Origin of the sequence: Corynebacterium sp. MSK158, assembly GCF_030229085.1 — a bacterium.
Taxonomy (GTDB): domain Bacteria; phylum Actinomycetota; class Actinomycetes; order Mycobacteriales; family Mycobacteriaceae; genus Corynebacterium.
This window is the reverse complement of the sequence record NZ_JASPHJ010000003.1, coordinates 192,291-210,037: the sequence shown is the minus strand read 5'-3', so window position 1 is coordinate 210,037 and position 17,747 is coordinate 192,291. Positions and strand designations below refer to the sequence as shown.

The following is a 17,747-nucleotide window of genomic DNA, read 5'->3' as shown; positions in this document are numbered from 1 at the left end:
TCGCTTTTACTTTTAAGCTCCCCTTCTGCACTGCCTTTGTGTAGTGGAGAAGGGGAGCTTGTGGCTTTTTAGAAGCGCCATTAATTCCGTGCGCGGGCCGATAGTTGGAGATGATCGGCTCTGGAAGTGAAATCTGCAGTACACACTCGGTGCGTGGCCTCCACGTCTGGCACGTGAGGGCATGTAAAATTCGCAGCATGTACCGTGTCTTTGAGTCCCTAGATGAACTAGTCCAGCACTTGGAAGAGGCCCATAGCCTCCCTATGACCTCTAATTGCATGGTTCCGCGCCATGAAATGCTCGCGCTTCTCGACGACCTCCGAAACGCCCTGCCCGTTGAAATTGATGACGCGCAGGATGTCTTGGATAAGCAGGATGAAATCCTCCACGGCGCCGAAGAGCGTGCGGATCAGACCATCAATGACGCTAATGCGCAGGCCGACGATATCGTGGGCCATGCTCGCGAGGAGGCGGATGCCACGGTCTCCCACGCAGAACAGCATGCCGCCAAGCTAGTGGCTGATGCTGAAGCTCGCGCTCAGTCCATGGTGGAACAGGCCCGCGCGGAGGCTGACCGCACCATTGCTCAGGCCAATGATGAATATGAACGTTCCGTGGCAGAAGGTCGTGCTGAGCAAGAGCGCATGGTTTCGGAATCGGAAGTTGTCCGCCGCGCTGATGAGGAAGCACACCGCATTGTGGAGTCCGCCCATACCGAGTCCAACCGTCTGCGCAGTGAATGTGATGAGTTTGTAGACGGCAAGCTAAGTGAATTTGAAACCACCCTCAATGGGCTGCTGCGTACCGTAAGCTCTGACCGCTCTGCACTGCGCGGCGGTGCCGGCGTCCGTTCCCGCGGCGGCGACTACCAGCCCTCGGGTCGTGCCGGTGGCGTTGCGGGAGGCCCCCGTTACGCAGAAGGCGAGGCATACGAGCGTCGCTATAACGAGCGCTAAACCTTTAAATTCTTTCTGCCTTTAAGCTTCATTTCCTGGATGGCACTGGGCTCTGGAGCTTGAGGGGTGAGGGATGGTTTGGTCCCTTATATCAGGCACGGCTAAAGGCTCTGGTGGGTGGGCAGACGGTTTGTCGTACACCGTCTGCCCACCCACCAGAGCCTTAATGTTTTCCTACCAGCGCGGGCAGTTCAGGAGGTTGTGCGGGAGCGCGGCAGTGTGGTGGGCACTGCCGTATTTGCTGCATGGGGAGCAGCTGTTAATGGCGTGTGTGTGGACGTGGCGCTGCCTTCTTCCCTCGAGGTGAGATGCGCAGGCGCGGCGGATTGGACGGCCATACATGCTGCAATGATTGTGGTCACTAAGCCGGGGAAAAGGAATGCAACGAGTGCGGTAAAGAAATAGGAAGACAGTGACGTCACAGAACTATCCCTAAAGTTTTGCGGAAAGCACACGGCGCACATACTCACTAACGCACCTGTGGCAACTAGCATGGTGCCTACAGAAATAAGTGCGGTAGGAATGGTTTCTCGTGAGAACCAGGTAATGGCGCCTGCGCTTAGGGAAAAGATGAGTGCGCCGGTAAGCACCGAAAGGTCCATGCCAGTGGGCAATACCAGGATGGTGCCAGCTATCAAACCGGCAACGATGCTGCAGATGAGTGCAGTAAAAAGGCGAATCCCACTAGCGCCATAGATTCCTGAACGGTCCGGCTGTGGAGTGGCGTGCACGAGCGTGCCGGCAATGGTTAATACCGCGGCAGGAAGGCAGCTAAAAACGGCGAATCCGAGCGCGATGCTTTGCGGATCCGTGGAGGCTAGCGCCAAGTGGTAGGTCATGCCTCCACCCTAAGGACGGCTTTTGCTTGGGAAAAGGCTATTCCGGAAAGGTATAGGCCCTTTTACTTTAAACGACAGACTCTTGACAGAAAGTTTGCCTGTGCTGGCCGCTAGGCGGAGTTTGCGGGGCAAGGTAGACTACCTAGTGTTATGACATCACCATTGAAGTTCGATGTGGGCGAATTGTTGAACGCCCAAGGCGCTGACGCACTGCCGGAGCAACGCACCCAGACCGGCCCCGCACCTGAGAGGATCGGCGTCGAGATGATCGCTATTCCGAAGGGCGAGGAGCTCACTGTAGACACCACCTTGACCCCTCTAGGTGCAGGTGTCTTGGTGGATGCCAACGTATCTGGACGGCTGACAGGGGAATGCTCCCGGTGCTTGAAGGAACTGCACCCAGAGCTGGACTTGCACGTCACGCAGGTCTTTGCCGCCGATGAATCCTTCGTCTCTGGCGATGATCCTGCAGCCGATGATGAGGGCTCCGGAGATGAGATTCCGGAGATCGAGGATGATGAGCTGGACCTTTTGCAGGCCGTGATCGATGAGGCAGGTCTTAACCTTCCCTTCGCGCCGGTGTGTGAGGACGGCTGTGAGATTGACACGCCTGAAGGGGTGACCACCGGTATCTCTGGTGAAAAAGAGGAAGACAAGGTCGATCCCCGCTGGGCTGGTTTGGAGAAGTTCCTATGAGCCGCAAAAAGAAGCTAACCGGGGAAGAAGCACTGGCAGCTGAATTTGCTGCAGTAGACCACAGTCCATTGTTGGAATCGCTCGGCGTGGAATTGCAACCAGAACACCTGCGTTTGGCGCTTACTCACCGGTCGTTTGCCAATGAGAATGGGCATTTGCCTAATAACGAGCGCTTGGAGTTTTTGGGCGATGCGGTGCTGGGCCTGTCGGTGGCCTCTCAGCTCTACATCACCTATCCCTCCCGTCCGGAATCGGATATTTCCAAGATGCGTGCTTCGATCGTCTCGCGCTACGGGCTATCGGATATTGCTCGTGAGATAAACCTCGGCCCGCACATATTGTTGGGTAAAGGCGAGCAATCCACTGGTGGCCGCGATAAGGATTCCATCCTTGCCGATACCACCGAGGCAATCTTTGGCGCTATCTACCGCGAGCATGGATTCGAAACTGCGCGAGATGTCATCCTGCGCTTGTTTGCGGAAAAAATCGAAAATGCCACTGTGAGCGGCCGCCACTTGGATTGGAAGACCACTTTGCAGGAGCTGTGCGCCGAGCTTAAGGCACCGATGCCGGTCTACTCGGCTACCTCCACCGGCCCAGAACATGACCAAACCTTTAACGCGGTAGCTACCGTAGCTGGTCTAACCGTGGGCAATGGAGTGGGACACAATAAGAAGCTGGCCGAGCAGCAAGCGGCTCAGGAGGCGTGCCAGACTTTGCGTGAGACTCCTCTCTTGGTGCAGGGCACTGCGCATAAAGAAGGCTAAGCATGCCGGAACTGCCGGAAGTCGAGTCCGTACGCCGGGGTCTTGAGCCCCACGTGGTGGGGCGGACTTTTGAGTCTGTACGAGTGCGGCACCCCCGCGCCAACCGTGGCCAAGATGAGCCGCTTTCCGGTCTTCTTGTCGGTAAAGAGATCGCCGCTGTGGCCCGGCGAGGCAAGTTTATGTGGCTGGAATTTGTGGGCGAAGATTTCATGGATCCCCACCGCGACGTCCTTTTTGTCCACTTAGGCATGTCGGGCCAGGTTCGAATCGGCACGACCGATTCGCCGCATCTGCGCATTAGTGCTCAGCTAAGCGGTGGGGTAGAGCTTAGCTTTGTAGACCAGCGCACCTTTGGCTATTGGCTCTATGCACCGTGGGCGAAGATCTCGCACATCGGCATTGACCCGTTGGAACCAGACTTTGACATTGTGGCTACCGCACGGCGCCTGCGGGCAAAGAAAACTGCAGTAAAGACCGCACTGTTGGATCAAACCTTGGCTTCTGGAATCGGCAATATCTATGCCGATGAATCCCTGTGGGCGGCACAGATTCCGCCCCGCAAAAAAGCATCGACGTTGCGGCAAAAGGATGCCGTAACCCTGCTCGAATCGGCCCAAGAGGTTATGGCCGCCGCCCTAAAAGTGGGTGGCACGAGCTTCGATTCCTTGTACGTCAACGTGAACGGCGAATCGGGATACTTCTCGCGGTCCTTGGCCGCGTATGGGCGGACTGGCCAGCCCTGTCAGCGTTGCGGAACGCCCTTGGAGCGCTGCGTAATTTCAGGGCGTTCCACCCATTTCTGCCCCCATTGCCAATAAGTTATGGCGCATGAGGTTCACGTTGTGAACCTCAAGGCAGTAAATTATTCTGCATGGATTTTCTTGAAAATGTCGTAACGACATTTAATGACGGCGTCTGGTCGTGGATTCTGCCCTGGCTGCTCATCGCTGCGGGCCTATTCTTCGGCATCCGTACCGCTTTGGTGCAGGTGCGCATGGTGCCAGATATGTTCCGCGCCGTCGTCGAGCGGCCCAAGGGGGAAGGTCGCGATGAGGACGAGGACTACGGCGGCATCTCTGCTTTCAAGGCCTTTACTATTTCGGCCGCCTCCCGCGTCGGCACCGGTAACGTGGCCGGCGTGGCCGTGGCCATTTCCGTGGGCGGTCCAGGTGCTGTCTTTTGGATGTGGCTCATCGCCATCCTTGGTGGTGCAACTGCATTCATCGAATCCACGCTGGCGCAGCTGTGGAAGGTGCGCGATGGTGATGGTTACCGTGGCGGCCCAGCCTACTACATGAAGCGCGGTTTGGGCTGGGGCCCGCTTGGCGTTCTTTTCTCCATCGCTATCGCCTTTACCTTTGGTTTGGTCTACAACGCCTTCCAGACCAACGCCATCGCGGATGCGGTGTCCTTCTCCTTTGACCGCGATGACACCATGTTCCGCGCCATCATCGGTGTTGTTATCGCCGTGGTTGCAGGCCTCATCATCTTTGGCGGTGTTAACCGCATTGCCAATATCACCCAGATCATCGTGCCTTTTATGGCGGTGGCCTACCTGCTTGTCGGCGGTTTTGTAGTCATCACGAACTTTGACAAGGTGCCGGGAATGATTGGAGATATTGTCGGTCACGCACTGGGCATTAAGGAAATCGCAGGCGCCGGTCTCCGTGCGGCCATGATGAAGGGTATTCAGCGCGGACTGTTTTCCAACGAAGCTGGCGAGGGCTCTGCTCCGAATGCAGCGGCTACCGCGGCAGTCTCGCACCCTGTCAAGCAGGGCCTGGTGCAAACCCTTGGCGTGTACTTCGACACCTTGGTGGTGTGTACCATCACCGCCTTCGTCATCTTGCTGGGGCCGGAGATTGCCTACGGCGCTGAAGCAGAAGGCGTCTCCTTGACTCAGGCGGCTTTGTCTTCTGAGGTGGGCGAGTGGGGTATCCACTTCGTCAGCTTCATCCTTTTCTTCCTGGCTTTCTCCTCCATCCTGGGTAATTACTATTTGGCGGAATCTAACCTGGAGTACCTCACCCAGAGCAAGCCTGCGCTGGTAATCTTCCGCCTCGTTGTGCTCTTCTTTGTCTGGTTCGGCGCAGTGGGCTCTCTGCCGCTGGTCTTTGCCTTGGCAGATACCGGTGCGGCAACCATGGTGATTCTCAATATCATCGCCATCGTGCCACTATCCGGTGTGGCGATTAAGTTGCTCAAGAATTACAACAAGCAGCGCAGCCAAGGCATTGACCCGGTATTCCACCGCGATATGATGCCGGAGCTGAAGGGCGTAGAGTGCTGGGACGGATCGGATCCTGTCACTCGCCGCAGCGAGGAGGATCGCCGCGTGTTGCGCGATAAGGGACACCACGACCGCTATTAGAAATTAGGGAGGCCGCATGGCACTGGAAAGAATGACCGCTTTTGTCCATGGGCACGTTCAAGGCGTGGGCTTTCGGTGGTGGACGCGCTCCCGTGCCCTTGAGCTCGGCTTGAACGGGCATGCCACTAATCTGGCCGATGGCCGGGTGCAGGTGGTAGCTGAAGGTCCGCGGGAGAAATGCGAGGAATTGCTGGGACTCCTCAAAGAGCAGCCGAGTACGACCCGCCGCCCGGGAACGGTGGATCTGGTCGTCGAACAATGGGCTGCCCCTAAGGGCGAATCTGGCTTCATCGAACGCTAACTCGCAGCACAAGCCCGCCCAGCCGAATCTCGAGGCTCGGCTGGGCGGCTGCGTTCAAGGCTTGCTAAACTTACCCAAATGCACCTGAAATCGCTGACGCTGAAAGGCTTCAAATCATTCGCGTCGGCGACGTCTCTGAAATTCGAGCCAGGAATTTGCGCCGTCGTCGGACCGAATGGCTCCGGCAAGTCCAATGTGGTCGACGCCCTGGCCTGGGTTATGGGTGAGGGAAGCGCCAAGACGCTGCGCGGTGGAAAGATGCAGGACGTCATCTTTGCCGGCGCTGGTGACCGCAAAGCGCTGGGGCGCGCCGAGGTCACCCTCACCATTGATAATGCGGACGGTGCGCTGCCAATCGAATACTCGGAAGTGTCGGTCACCCGCCGGATGTTCCGCGATGGCGCCAGCGAATACGAAATCAATGGCGCCAAAGCGCGCCTGATGGATATTCAGGAGCTGCTATCTGATTCCGGTATTGGCCGCGAGATGCACATTATCGTCGGCCAAGGCAAGCTTTCTGAGATCCTAGAATCGCGGCCTGAGGATCGGCGCTCGTATATCGAAGAGGCTGCGGGTGTGCTCAAGCATCGCCGCCGCAAGGAAAAAGCGCAGCGCAAGCTCACCGGCATGCAGGCCAATTTGGATCGCCTGCAGGACCTTACTGATGAGTTGGGCAAGCAGCTCAAGCCTTTGGCCCGTCAGGCTGAGGCCGCGCAGCGCGCTGCCACTGTACAGGCTGATTTGCGCGACGCTCGCCTGCGGCTTGCCGGCGATAGGGTAGTGCGCCTGCGCAGCAAGTTTCAGGAGGCCGAGCGCGCGGCCGAGGTCCTAGCCGAGCAAGTAGAAGAAGTTACTGCGCAGCTAGAAGAGGCAACGGGTTCCCAGCTAGAAGTGGAAGCCCAGCTGGAGGAGATTAACCCCAAGGCGGATTCCGCCCAAAAGCTGTGGTTCGACCTATCCACGCTTTCCGAGCGCATTTCCGCCACCCAGCGCATCGCGGAGGAACGAGCGGCCAATGCCGGCGCCCAGGTGGCCTATTCTGGCCAGGACCCGGATGACCTAGAGGCCCGTGCTGCCCGCGCGGACGAAGAGCATGCGGAGCTTCTCGCTGCGGCAGAGGAAGCTGCGGAACGCCTAGAGGCTATCCGCGAGGAGGTAGCAGAGCGTCGTGAGGCATTCGAGGCCGCTGAGCGCGAGCACATGGCGCAGCTGCGGGCTATTGCGGATAGGCGTGAGGGCGTCGTCCGCCTCATCGCCGCAGAAGAAAAGGCGGCAGGCCAGGTAACTTCGGCAGAAGAGGAGCTGGCGCGTCAAGAAGAGACCTTGACTTCTACCAAGCAGCGCACCCAAGCTGCCCAGGCGGAAGCCGATGAGGTAGCGGATAAGTTGCAGTCTTTGGCCGGTGAGCGTGAGCCGCTCGAGGAAGCCCATGTGCGAGCGGCCAGTGAATCGGGTGCGGCCGATAAGCGTTTGGAGCAGCTACGCGATGAGCAGCGCGAGCGCGAGCGCGCCGTCTACACGTTGCGCTCCCGCATCGATACCTTGGCTCAAACTGCGCCGGAAAAGATTGAGGTAGGCGAGCATTTCCAACCGTTGGCCGAGTTCATTACCACCAAGTACGAGACCGCGGTAGCCGCCGCGTTGGGTGCTTTTGCAGAGGCCCAGGCGGGCGAGATTTCTGCCCAGCTGATTGCGGACTTGGAAAAGGGCACGCGCTCTGCGCTTATCGACGTCTCCGTGGCCGCCCCTTCCTCTTCCTGGCGCGTGGATGCGTCTTTGCCCGCAGGCACCTCGTGGTTGCTCGACCACATTGCGGTGGTTCCAGAGGTATCCGCCGCGCTGCACCGCCTCCTTGCGGATGTCGTGCTCGTCTCCGATGTCGCGGAGGCGAAAAAGCTGGTGGCCGAGGACCCCCGCCTGCGTGCGGTCACCGAATCCGGCGTGGTGCTGGGTGAAGGTTGGGTAGAAGTAGGCACCGGTGCCTCATCCACCGTCGAGGTTTCCGCCCGCATCGCGGAGGCAGAGGAGCAGTTGGAATCTGCCACGCAGGAGCTGGAAGAACTATCGGGCACGCTTGAGGGCGCGAAGATCGCGGCGGAGGATGCCCGAGTGACTGCAGCCTCGGCAAAGGCCGCCTTGCGCGAGCACGATACTGAAGTTGATGCGTGGAAGCGCGATCACCAGCGCCTGCTCAAGCAATACGAGGCCAATAAGAATGAGCACGAGAAGGCCGCGGCGCGCGCGACCGAGATCGAGGTCAAGCTGACCGAGGCCCGCACGCAGCTTGCCGACGCCCGCGATAGGCTCGCCCGCGTCGATGCGGACGAACAACCCGACGAACCCTCTTCGGTGGAGCGCGATGAGGCCTCCGCAGCATTAGAGCAGGTCAAGTCCATGGAAATGGAGGCGCAGGTTGCAGCCCGTTCTGCCCAAGACCACGTGGGGCAGGTAGCGGGGAAGGGAGAGGCGTTGCGTCGCCAAGCGCAGCATGAACGCCAAGCCAAGGCCCGCCATGAGCAAGCAATGGCGCGGCGCAAGGCCCAGGGAGAATTGGCCGGTGCGGTGGCCAAGCATTCCCGCGATTTGGCTGCCCGCGCCACGCAGCTCCTCGAGCGCGCGACCTCTGAACGCGATGATTACTTTGCACAGCGCACCTCCCTAAACTCGCAGCTGCAGCAGGTCAAGCAACACGTCTCGGCCGCGCGGCAGCAGCTGGACCGGCTGACCAACCGCGCCCATGACTCCGAAATTGCTCGCTCCCAGGCGCAGGTGCGTGTAGACGAAGCAGAGGCCAAGATTGTGGAACAGCTGGGCATTGCGATTTCAGATCTCTTGCAGGACTACACTCCAGGCGAAGATTTCGACCGCGGGGCGGAAAACGCGCGCTTGAAGCAAGCAGAAAAAGACCTCAATTCCCTAGGCAAGGTCAACCCGCTCGCGTTGGAAGAGTATAAGGCTTTGGAGGAGCGCTATTCCTTCCTTTCCACTCAGCTGGAGGATGTCATCCAAGCCCGCAAGGATCTGGCGGGCGTTATCGAAGATGTAGACGCGCAGATCTTGCAACTGTTTACCGATGCGTGGCACGACGTCGAAGCAGAATTTCCTAAGGTTTTCCAGACCCTTTTCCCCGGTGGCGAGGGGCGCCTTATCCTCACCGAGCCGGAGGACATGCTCACCACCGGCATCGAGGTGGAAGCGCGCCCACCGGGCAAGAAAGTCAAGCGCCTGTCCTTGCTATCTGGTGGCGAGAAGTCGCTTACTGCGCTTGCGATGCTGGTAGCTATCTTCCGCGCCCGCCCCAGCCCGTTCTATGTCATGGACGAGGTTGAGGCAGCGCTTGATGACGTCAACCTGCGCCGCCTCATTGCCCTCTTTGAGGAGCTGCGTAAAGATTCACAGCTAATCGTCATTACGCACCAAAAGCCGACGATGGATGTCGCCAACGTCCTTTATGGCGTAACCATGCGCGGCGATGGTGTTACTCGCGTGATTTCGCAGCGCATGAATCCCGCAGGCAGCGCCCCTGGAACGGAGCAAGCCAGCGAGGATGCCACTCGCTTGGGCGTAGATGCTCCCCGTGGTGACGAGGCGGGGAAGTAGCCTGGGCTCGTCGACTTCCCGCAGAAATCCTTCCGCTATAGAAGGGGGTTTGGCGTGCCGCGAGCTGAGAAGACTGGCACTATAGAGGCATGAATTCTTTATGGTTATGGATCGGCATTGCGATCGTCGTCATCGTGCTGATTATTCTTTTCGTAGTAATCGGCAAAAAGCGCGGCGACGCCAAGAAGGTGTCCTTTGATAAGCCTGCTGAGGAAGAACCGAAGCAGCTGACCCAGGAGCAAAAGTCCGGCAACTATCAAGCCAAGTCCGGCTTTAACTTCGCTCCTGCTGGCGGCGCTAAGGAAGCGCAGAAAGCCCCGGTCCAGGCGGACAAGTCAGCTCCAGCGCAGCAGGCAGCGAAGACAGAGCCGAATGCTACAGACATCGCCAACGAGCAGCTCAGCGGCAAGACCTCGCAGTCTAAGGAAAAGCCGCAGGCACAGGGTAAGCCGCAGGCTGATAAGCCACAGTCTGCTCAGCCCACGACTGATGCCGCGGCAAACAAGCCCGTGGCCGACAAGTCTGTGGCAGAGGAACCAGAAACCAAGCCGGCACCTCAGCAGGGGAAGCCGGCGAAGACCGACAAGCCGGCAGAGCCTACTAAGCAGGACCAGGCCCAAGCGCCAGCGGAGGAGAAGAAGCAAGCGGCAGAATCTTCCGCTGATAACACAGAAAAAACACAGTCCAAGGGAACTGGCGCTGCGGCCGCGGCGACGACTGCTGGCGCGGCAGGCGTAGCGGGTGCGGCAGCTGGGGCGTCTGAAAGCGAAGAATCGCACGCGGACCGTGCCCCGGAAGCGGCTGGACAGCCAGAAGCTGCACCTAAGCCGGAAGAGCCGGCAGCTGCCGAAAAGGCAAAAGAGCCGGAAGACGTTGTCTCCGTGGAAAATGCCGAGGTAGAAGAGGAGTCCCCAGTCTTCGACGAGGTTGTTGAAGACAATGATGCGGAAGACATCGAGGAGCGGGTGGACGACCGCGAGGAAGCCCAAGAAGCCGCAGCTGCTGCCGAGGCACAAACCGGTGCAGCCGAAGCCGCCAAGGAACAGACCGAAGTTCCAACAGGCGAACCTGCCCCAGCACCAGCTCCGCAGGATGATATCGCACCCGCCGGTGGGCGTCTTGGCCGTTTGCGCGGGCGCCTATCGCGCTCGCAAAATGCCATCGGCCAAGGGCTCATGGGAATTTTGTCCGCAGGCGATTTGGATGAAGACGCCTGGGAGGAAGTCGAAGACACGCTCATCATGGCGGATTTGGGCACCAAGTCCACGATGAAGGTTACTGACTCCCTGCGCGAGAAGATTGCAGAGCGCGGCGTTTCCAGCGAGGATGAAGCCCGTGCCATGCTGCGCGAATGCCTGATTGAAGCAGGCCACCCAGAGATGGATCGCTCCATTAAGGCCATGCCGAATGAGGACAAGCCAGCAATCGTAATGGTCGTCGGTGTCAATGGCACCGGCAAGACCACAACCACCGGCAAGCTTGCTCGCGTGCTAGTGGCCATGGGCCATAAGGTCCTTTTGGGCGCGGCCGATACTTTCCGAGCTGCGGCCGCTGATCAGCTTGAGACGTGGGGCCGCCGAGTTGGCGCCGATACCGTGCGCGGCAAGGAAGGCGCTGACCCAGCATCGGTAGCCTTCGATGCGGTAGCAACCGGCGTGGAACAGCAAGTAGATGTGGTCTTGGTCGACACCGCAGGCCGGCTCCATACCTCCACGGACTTGATGGACCAGCTAGGCAAGGTCAAGCGCGTGGTAGAAAAGAAGACCGATGTGGACGAGGTCCTGCTGGTATTGGATGCCACGGTGGGACAGAATGGCCTTACGCAGGCACGAATCTTCCGCGAGGTAGTAGATATCACCGGTGTGGTTCTCACCAAGCTGGACGGCACCGCTAAGGGCGGAATCGTCTTCCAGGTACAAGAAGAATTGGGTGTTCCGGTCAAGCTTGTGGGCTTGGGCGAGGGCGCTGATGATCTCGCGCCATTCGAAGTTGAAGGCTTCGTCGACGCTCTGTTGGGCGAGAAGTAGCAGCCAACCTTGCAACTCCCCCCCTGCATATTGGGTGTCACGTACGTGCGCCACGGTGTGCTGGGGGAGTCGTTCGTTTTCATGGGCGAGTTATAGCGTGCAACAATCTCGCGAATTCTTTTCGCTCTCATCTCGCTGTCGGTTCGCAGACTATGCAAAAATCCTATGCAATTGGCGCGGGAATAAGTCCTGCTGAGCGCCTGTGAATTCTCTGCCTGCAAGCGTAATTGTGGCGGTTGTGCTTGCCTTTTATGTAGCGCAGGGGAATGCTGCAATGTGGTTTGACCTTGGCAGGAATGGTAGCCTGAAAGGGCTGTATTTAATGCGAAATTCGCATTAAACCTAGACCAAGGTTCGTGAGGCAAGTATTTCGTGACGCTACTTTATGCAGTCCTCCTCGCGGCGCTGGCAGTGATCTTGGCACCGGTAACCGTAAAGGTTATTGACCGAAAGGCAGGCTATCCACTAGCTGGCCTTTTTCTTATTGCAGCGGTCCTCATCGCCAAGGAATTTCCTGCCATTGCAGCCGGGGAGGAATTAAGTTTCCACGCCACTTGGGTGCGTGATTTCATCGCACCAGGCGTCGACGTAAGTTTTGCTCTCCGCGGGGACGCGTTGAGCATCTTCTTCGCTATGTTGGCGCTGGTCATTGGCGCCGTCGTTTTCACGTATTCGGCGGCCTATTTGCCCAAGAATGAGGGCAACACCAGCTTTTATACCTTGATGACAGCGTTCACGCTGTCCATCTTGTTGCTGGTTCTGGCCAATGACGTGGTGGTTTTGTTCCTTGCCTGGGAGCTAGTCTCCTTGGCCTCGTTTATGTTGATTGCTCGCTCCGGTTCAGGCGGCGAGGCTGGTTCGCAGCGCACACTGATCCTGACCTTTATTGGTGGATTGACCCTGCTGACCGGTTTGGGTATTGCCGCGACGGTGACCGGATCGACTACCGTTTCTGATATCTTGGCGTCCCCTGTATGGACGGAAAGCCCAGGGATAACGGCAGCCGTAGCCGTGTTGATTGCGGCGTCCGCCTTTACTAAGGCGGCACAGTTCCCATTCCATTTCTGGTTGCCAGAGGCTATGGCCGCCGCCACCCCGGTATCGGCCTTCCTTCACGCAGCAGCGGTGGTCAAGGCCGGTGTGTACCTGCTTATTCGTTTTTCCACTATCTTCCACGATGTGGCGGTGTGGAATTGGTTGCTCATCGTCGTAGGCATGGGCACCGCGGTGATGTCCGCGGTATTTGCAGTGCAGAAGACGGATCTGAAAAAGCTTACGGCCTATTCCACCGTCTCCCATCTGGGCTGGATTGTTGCCACCATTGGCGTGGGTACCCCGTTCGCTATCGCTGCAGCGTTGGTCCACACTCTGGCGCACGCGCTGTTTAAGTCCTCGCTGTTTATGCTCATTGGCGTCATCGACCACGAGGCTGGGTCGCGCGATATTCGCCGCCTAGGACCACTGTGGAATAAGATGCCGTGGACATTTGGCTCCGTAGTAATTGGTGCGGCCTCGATGGCTGCGGTGCCACCGCTTCTGGGCTTTGTGTCCAAAGAGGGAATGCTCACGGCGTTTGAGGACGCCCCGATTGGTGGCGCGGGCCAGGTAATCCTGCTCATCGTTGCTGGCATCGGTGCCTTTTTCACCTTTACTTACTCCGCAAAGATTGTCTTCGGCGCCTTCTTTGACGGACCTCGCGACATGGGACATGTCCATGAAGCCCCCGTGTCGCTCTGGCTGCCCGCCGCTTTGCCGGGCTTTATGTCCCTGCCGCTGGTATTTGTGCTCGGGCTCTTTGATGCCCCGATTGATGATGCAGTGGCTGCCGTGGGATTGGAGCATCATTCGCACCTTGCCCTCTGGCACGGGTTCAACGTTCCTTTCCTTATCTCGCTAGTGGTCCTCATCGTCGGTATTGCCGGTATCTTTGCCCGCAAGAAGATGTGGGCAAGCTTTGAAGCTCACGAGTTCATGCCGCGCAGCGGCAATGATTTGCTGTATTCTCTGATGAAGGGTTGCTCCCAGTTGGGGCGCGTTCTGGGCAAGATGTCCGATTCGCATAATCCGTCCCGACATATGGTGCCGATTGTCATTTTGATTATCGTGCTGGCAGCTACCACCCTCATTCGCGATGGCGTCGACGGCGTAGCACTGCAGCCACGGGTGGCTGGCCTGGATAACCCATGGGACTTGCTGCCACTGGGCATCATCGCCCTAGCGATGTTTGGTCTGGTGCGCACCCAGAACCGCTTGACCGGTGCCATCATGATTGGCATTGCTGGCTCGGGCGTGACCCTGCAGATGTTCCTGCTTGGCGCACCTGACGTGGCGCTGACGCAGTTTATGGTGGAGGCCCTGTCCGTCATCGTCATGATGATGGTGCTGCGCTACCTGCCAGAAACCTTCCAGCCGGTGAAGAACAAATCCCGCAAGACCGGCTCCATCGTCATTGCGGTCTTGGCCGGTGCGGCTGCGTTCCTAGGTGTGTGGGGACTCATGGGCCGACACGAGCGCTCCGATTTGGCCATGTGGTACCTGGACAATGCTCCGGACATCACTGGCGGCGACAATGTTGTCGCTACGATCATCGTGGAGTTCCGTGCACTCGATACCTTGGGCGAGCTTTCCGTACTGGGCATGGCTGCGGTGGTTATTGCAGCAATCACTACAACGTTGCCGCGGTTCCCGTTCAAGTCGGGTACACGCCCAGCGCCGTTTGGCCAGTCCCAGCTGAACTCCGTGCCATTGCGCAAGGGCGTGCACGTTGTTATCCCGCTGTTGGTCATTATGTCCGTCATCGTTTTCTTCCGCGGGCACAATGCCTCCGGCGGCGGCTTCCCCGCGGCGCTGATCATGGGTGCAGCAATCGGGCTTATCTATCTGTCCCGTGGCTCTGATGAAATTGTTTTCGGCCGCATGACTCCGATTCGCCTAACCGGTATCGGCATCATCACCGCCTTGATCGCCGGCTTTGTAGGCTACTTGCACCACGGCATTGGCAATGGTGGCTTCCTGGCTGCAATCCATGCCGAAGCCTTTGGCCAACACTGGACCACCTCTCTCATCTTCGACTTGGGCATCTACCTAGCGGTGCTGGGTATGTTGACTATGGCGATTAACGCATTGGGCGGTTACCTGCGCCCAGGAACGGAGCGTGAATTCTTGCCATGGGTTCATGATGATGATTCCGCGCTGCCGACGACTCCACGCATTTCCCTTGAAGACGTCGACGATCCGTACCCAGATCCGATCAACCCTTCGACCGACCCGTTGGCCTTGCTGACGCCTTCGGAAGCAAAGACGAAGAGGAAGAGTAAGCGCTCCGCGGCTATCCGGGGAGGGGAGAAGTAATGATCCTTGCATTGACTATTGCTTTGCTCATCGGTAGTGCTGTCTATCTCATTCAGCAGCGCGGCTTGGTACGCATCGTGCTGGGCATGATGGCTTTTGGCCACGGTGCCAACCTGATGCTGCTGGCTACGGGCGTGTATTCCTACCGCGGAGAGTCCTTCCCATCTCAGGTTCCGCACGATCAGATGGCCGACCCGCTGCCGCAGGCCTTCGTGCTGACCGCCGTTGTTATTTCCATGGCAACCTCGACCATCTTGTTGACGATGGCGGCCATGGGCAAGAACGACGACACCGATGTGGTGGAACCAGTTGATGACAACACCATCGACCATGCCTTTTCGACCTTGGGTCGAGACGCCCAAAATCGCCAAATTTTGGAGGATTCCACCAATCAGCTTGACCGAATTGGTCAGGTGGACCACAACACTCCCGTTGCAGAACGCGGGGCAACTGAACAGAAGGAGGATGACAAATAATGGCTGATGCTGTAGCTCAACTCCTTCCGCTATTTCCAGCGGTCCCGCTGATTGCAGCGGCCTTCGCACTGCTGGCACCGTGGCGTGCTCTACGCGATTCCATCATGCTTATCATCCCGGGTATTGGAATTTTCGCCGGCCTGGGCCTGCTCATCTACACCATGAACAATGGGGTAGTAGCCCATACTGTTGGCCTTTACCAAGGCAATGTGGGTATCCCGTTTGCTGCGGATGCCTTCTCCGCGTTGATGATCGTTACTACGATGATCGTCGCGTTTGGTGCCAACTGGTTTGCCATTGTGGGTGGGGAGACAAAGTCTCGCTACTATCCTTCGCTCACCCTGATTTTGATCACCGGTGTGTGCGGTGCATTGCTAACCGCTGACCTCTTTAACTTCTTCGTTTTTATTGAGGTCATGCTTCTGCCGTCCTACGGCCTTATCACCATGTCTGGTACGTGGTCGCGCTTGGCAGCCGGCCGTGCCTTCGTCTTGGTTAACCTTTTCGCCTCCACCTTGTTGGTTGTTGGCGTGGGTTATATCTATTCGGTTACCGGTGCGGTCAACCTAGGCGCACTGAAGGGCGCAGCGGCAGGCAATGGGCCGGTGACCGTGGCAGCAGGCTTGATCCTCATTGCGATTACCGCCAAGGCCGGCGTGTTCCCCGTGCAGTCGTGGCTGCCACGCACCTACCCAGGAACCTCCGCCGCAGTGATGGGCTTGTTTTCCGGCTTGCACACCAAAGTGGCCGTCTACATGCTCTACCGCCTCTACGTGCAGCTATTCGATCTGGAACAGCGCTGGAATCTGTTGATCATCGTCATCATGATTATCTCCATGATGATCGGTGCCTTCGGCGGCCTAGCGGAAAATTCCATCCGCCGCGTCCTCGGTTACCAGATGCTCAACGGTATGCCTTTCATTTTGGTCATGCTTGCGTTTACCTCTGATGACCCACGTCGCGCACTGGCAGCTGGCATCATGTACACGATTCACCACATGGTGACCGTTGGTTCGCTGATCTTGGCCTCTGGTGCCATTGAGGAGACCTACGGCACGGGCGTGCTCAGCAAGCTTTCCGGTCTCGCTCGCCGCGACCCCATCATCGCGTGGATTTTCGCTGCCGGTGCATTCTCCGTCGTGGGTTTCCCACCGTTCTCGGGAATGTGGGGCAAGTTGATGATTGTCTTCGAGATCGCCCGCGTGGGCGGTGCTTGGGCTTGGATTGCCATCGCGGCAATCATCATCGCTTCCTTCGCTGCCTTCTTGGCCATGCTGCGCGTGTGGCGCAAGGTCTTCTGGGGCAAGGGTCTGCCGGAGGACAAGGTCCCAGATGAATTGGTCATCCGCAAAAAGCTCATGGCCCCATCCGCGGCTCTCATCCTTGGTTCGCTGTGCATGTTCATCTTCTCCGGCATCGTCCTCGATGTTGTGGATGCCGCAGCGGAGCAGCTGCTGGACACTAACGCATATACTGAAACCGTCTTGGGAGATGAGCCGATTGCCGTTCCCAATATCGATGAAATCCAGGAGGGCCGTTAAATGAACGCAATTGTGTATGCATTGTGGCTCATCAAGGAGATTTTCGTAGCCGGCATTAGCTTGGCACTGGCGGCCTTCAAACCGGATAACGAATACAATCCGGTTATTATTCGCTACCCCCTGCGTGTGACTAGCGCCTGGGAAATCTTCTGGTTTACGTCTTCCATTACCGCAACCCCGGGCACGCTCTCGCTCGGTTTGCGTGAACCACCCCGCCAAGGACTGCCGCGTATCGTGCTGGTACAGGCCGTCCAAGGATCCGACCCGGCGGGAATCGTGGCTGATCTGGCTGAGATGGAACAGCGCCTCGCCCCGCGGGTTAAGGACATCGATTATGGCGTGCCGGGCCAAGGGGAGACTACAGAATTGGATGAGGCTTTCTACGAGTATCCGCTCGAGTCTGTGGGACGCTATATGCGCTCGCCTGACTTGGCGCGGGCGGAGGACACTCCGCTTTCAGAAAGCCAGGCGGACGTCGAAAAGCCAAAGCGCCGAGCCCGCAACGTACAACGCAGAAAGGAGACCGAGCGATGATTGACTTTGCCACATTGTCCCCATTCGGCTGGGTCGTATTTGTATGCGTATTCATCATTGGCATCGCCACGTGGTGTGGCGTGCTGCTAGCGCTTCGTACTCGCGATGAACTCACCCGCGCCATTACCTCGGATATAGTTTTCTACGGCATGATCTGCATGTATTTAGCGTGGTCGATGACCAATAACGCCCCGATGGCGTATTACATTGCACTCCTTGGTGCCATTGCCGCCGGTGTGCTACCGACGCTATCGATGGCCCGCATTATTTCGAAGGGCAGGCGGTAAA

Annotated in this window: 14 protein-coding genes; 13 read left to right on the top strand and 1 reads right to left on the bottom strand. The window is 58.1% G+C overall.

The features are described from left to right. Nucleotides 1–197: 197 nt before the first annotated feature. Nucleotides 198–956, top strand: a complete 759-nt coding sequence (locus tag QP915_RS04220) for a DivIVA domain-containing protein (RefSeq protein ID WP_049378308.1) — start codon at nt 198–200, stop codon at nt 954–956. A gap of 191 nt (nt 957–1,147) precedes the next feature. Here the strand turns inward: QP915_RS04220 and QP915_RS04215 are convergent, their stop codons facing one another. Then, nucleotides 1,148–1,795: a hypothetical protein gene (locus tag QP915_RS04215; RefSeq protein WP_284768216.1), complete on the bottom strand. Its 648-nt coding sequence runs from the start codon at nt 1,793–1,795 to the stop codon at nt 1,148–1,150. 150 nt (nt 1,796–1,945) lie between these two features. Here QP915_RS04215 and QP915_RS04210 point away from each other — a divergent pair, with 150 nt between their 5' ends. The 12 genes from QP915_RS04210 (at nt 1,946) to QP915_RS04155 (ending at nt 17,746) form a co-directional block, all read left to right on the top strand. Next, nucleotides 1,946–2,491: a YceD family protein gene (locus QP915_RS04210; RefSeq protein ID WP_284768214.1), complete on the top strand. Its 546-nt coding sequence runs from the start codon at nt 1,946–1,948 to the stop codon at nt 2,489–2,491. Next, the gene (gene rnc, locus QP915_RS04205) at nt 2,488–3,258 is read left to right on the top strand and encodes a ribonuclease III (protein WP_049378305.1); all 771 of its coding nucleotides are present in this window, start codon (nt 2,488–2,490) and stop codon (nt 3,256–3,258) included. The genes QP915_RS04210 and rnc overlap by 4 nt, the downstream gene beginning before the upstream one ends. A 2-nt stretch (nt 3,259–3,260) precedes the next feature. Continuing rightward, entirely contained in the window at nt 3,261–4,076 is an 816-nt protein-coding gene (gene mutM, locus QP915_RS04200; protein WP_284768213.1) for a bifunctional DNA-formamidopyrimidine glycosylase/DNA-(apurinic or apyrimidinic site) lyase, read from the top strand. Between the two features lie 53 nt (nt 4,077–4,129). After that, entirely contained in the window at nt 4,130–5,629 is a 1,500-nt protein-coding gene (locus QP915_RS04195) for an alanine/glycine:cation symporter family protein (RefSeq protein ID WP_284768212.1), read from the top strand. A gap of 16 nt (nt 5,630–5,645) precedes the next feature. Continuing rightward, complete coding sequence (locus QP915_RS04190) at nt 5,646–5,930, top strand: acylphosphatase (RefSeq protein WP_225746771.1); 285 nt, start codon at nt 5,646–5,648, stop codon at nt 5,928–5,930. 78 nt (nt 5,931–6,008) lie between these two features. Then, a complete protein-coding gene (smc, locus tag QP915_RS04185; RefSeq protein ID WP_284768210.1) occupies nt 6,009–9,530 on the top strand; it encodes a chromosome segregation protein SMC in 3,522 nt (1,173 codons plus the stop codon). An 89-nt stretch (nt 9,531–9,619) separates the two neighbouring features. Further along, nucleotides 9,620–11,557 carry a signal recognition particle-docking protein FtsY gene (gene ftsY, locus QP915_RS04180; RefSeq protein WP_284768209.1) on the top strand — a complete coding sequence of 646 codons (1,938 nt, stop codon included), beginning with the start codon at nt 9,620–9,622 and terminating at the stop codon, nt 11,555–11,557. 372 nt (nt 11,558–11,929) lie between these two features. Next, nucleotides 11,930–14,908: a DUF4040 family protein gene (locus tag QP915_RS04175; protein ID WP_284768208.1), complete on the top strand. Its 2,979-nt coding sequence runs from the start codon at nt 11,930–11,932 to the stop codon at nt 14,906–14,908. Beyond that, the gene (locus QP915_RS04170) at nt 14,908–15,384 is read left to right on the top strand and encodes a sodium:proton antiporter (protein ID WP_049378298.1); all 477 of its coding nucleotides are present in this window, start codon (nt 14,908–14,910) and stop codon (nt 15,382–15,384) included. Before QP915_RS04175 ends, QP915_RS04170 begins: the two co-directional genes overlap by 1 nt. Then, nucleotides 15,384–16,925, top strand: coding sequence for a monovalent cation/H+ antiporter subunit D family protein (locus QP915_RS04165; RefSeq protein WP_239273125.1), 1,542 nt, complete (start codon nt 15,384–15,386; stop codon nt 16,923–16,925). Before QP915_RS04170 ends, QP915_RS04165 begins: the two co-directional genes overlap by 1 nt. Next, a complete protein-coding gene (locus QP915_RS04160; RefSeq protein ID WP_239273124.1) occupies nt 16,926–17,459 on the top strand; it encodes a monovalent cation/H+ antiporter subunit E in 534 nt (177 codons plus the stop codon). It abuts the gene before it with no gap. Next, nucleotides 17,456–17,746 (top strand): hypothetical protein, encoded by a 291-nt coding sequence (locus QP915_RS04155; protein ID WP_023021278.1) that lies wholly within the window; start codon nt 17,456–17,458, stop codon nt 17,744–17,746. The genes QP915_RS04160 and QP915_RS04155 overlap by 4 nt, the downstream gene beginning before the upstream one ends. Nucleotide 17,747 lies beyond the last annotated feature (1 nt).

Excerpts from the sequence above, each read along its gene's own strand:
- QP915_RS04220 (WP_049378308.1), top strand. The coding sequence starts at position 198 with ATGTACCGTGTCTTTGAGTCCCTAGATGAACTAGTCCAGCACTTGGAA.
- QP915_RS04215 (WP_284768216.1), bottom strand. The coding sequence starts at position 1,795 with ATGACCTACCACTTGGCGCTAGCCTCCACGGATCCGCAAAGCATCGCG.
- QP915_RS04210 (WP_284768214.1), top strand. The coding sequence starts at position 1,946 with ATGACATCACCATTGAAGTTCGATGTGGGCGAATTGTTGAACGCCCAA.
- rnc (WP_049378305.1), top strand. The coding sequence starts at position 2,488 with ATGAGCCGCAAAAAGAAGCTAACCGGGGAAGAAGCACTGGCAGCTGAA.
- mutM (WP_284768213.1), top strand. The coding sequence starts at position 3,261 with ATGCCGGAACTGCCGGAAGTCGAGTCCGTACGCCGGGGTCTTGAGCCC.
- QP915_RS04195 (WP_284768212.1), top strand. The coding sequence starts at position 4,130 with ATGGATTTTCTTGAAAATGTCGTAACGACATTTAATGACGGCGTCTGG.
- QP915_RS04190 (WP_225746771.1), top strand. The coding sequence starts at position 5,646 with ATGGCACTGGAAAGAATGACCGCTTTTGTCCATGGGCACGTTCAAGGC.
- smc (WP_284768210.1), top strand. The coding sequence starts at position 6,009 with ATGCACCTGAAATCGCTGACGCTGAAAGGCTTCAAATCATTCGCGTCG.
- ftsY (WP_284768209.1), top strand. The coding sequence starts at position 9,620 with ATGAATTCTTTATGGTTATGGATCGGCATTGCGATCGTCGTCATCGTG.
- QP915_RS04170 (WP_049378298.1), top strand. The coding sequence starts at position 14,908 with ATGATCCTTGCATTGACTATTGCTTTGCTCATCGGTAGTGCTGTCTAT.
- QP915_RS04165 (WP_239273125.1), top strand. The coding sequence starts at position 15,384 with ATGGCTGATGCTGTAGCTCAACTCCTTCCGCTATTTCCAGCGGTCCCG.
- QP915_RS04160 (WP_239273124.1), top strand. The coding sequence starts at position 16,926 with ATGAACGCAATTGTGTATGCATTGTGGCTCATCAAGGAGATTTTCGTA.
- QP915_RS04155 (WP_023021278.1), top strand. The coding sequence starts at position 17,456 with ATGATTGACTTTGCCACATTGTCCCCATTCGGCTGGGTCGTATTTGTA.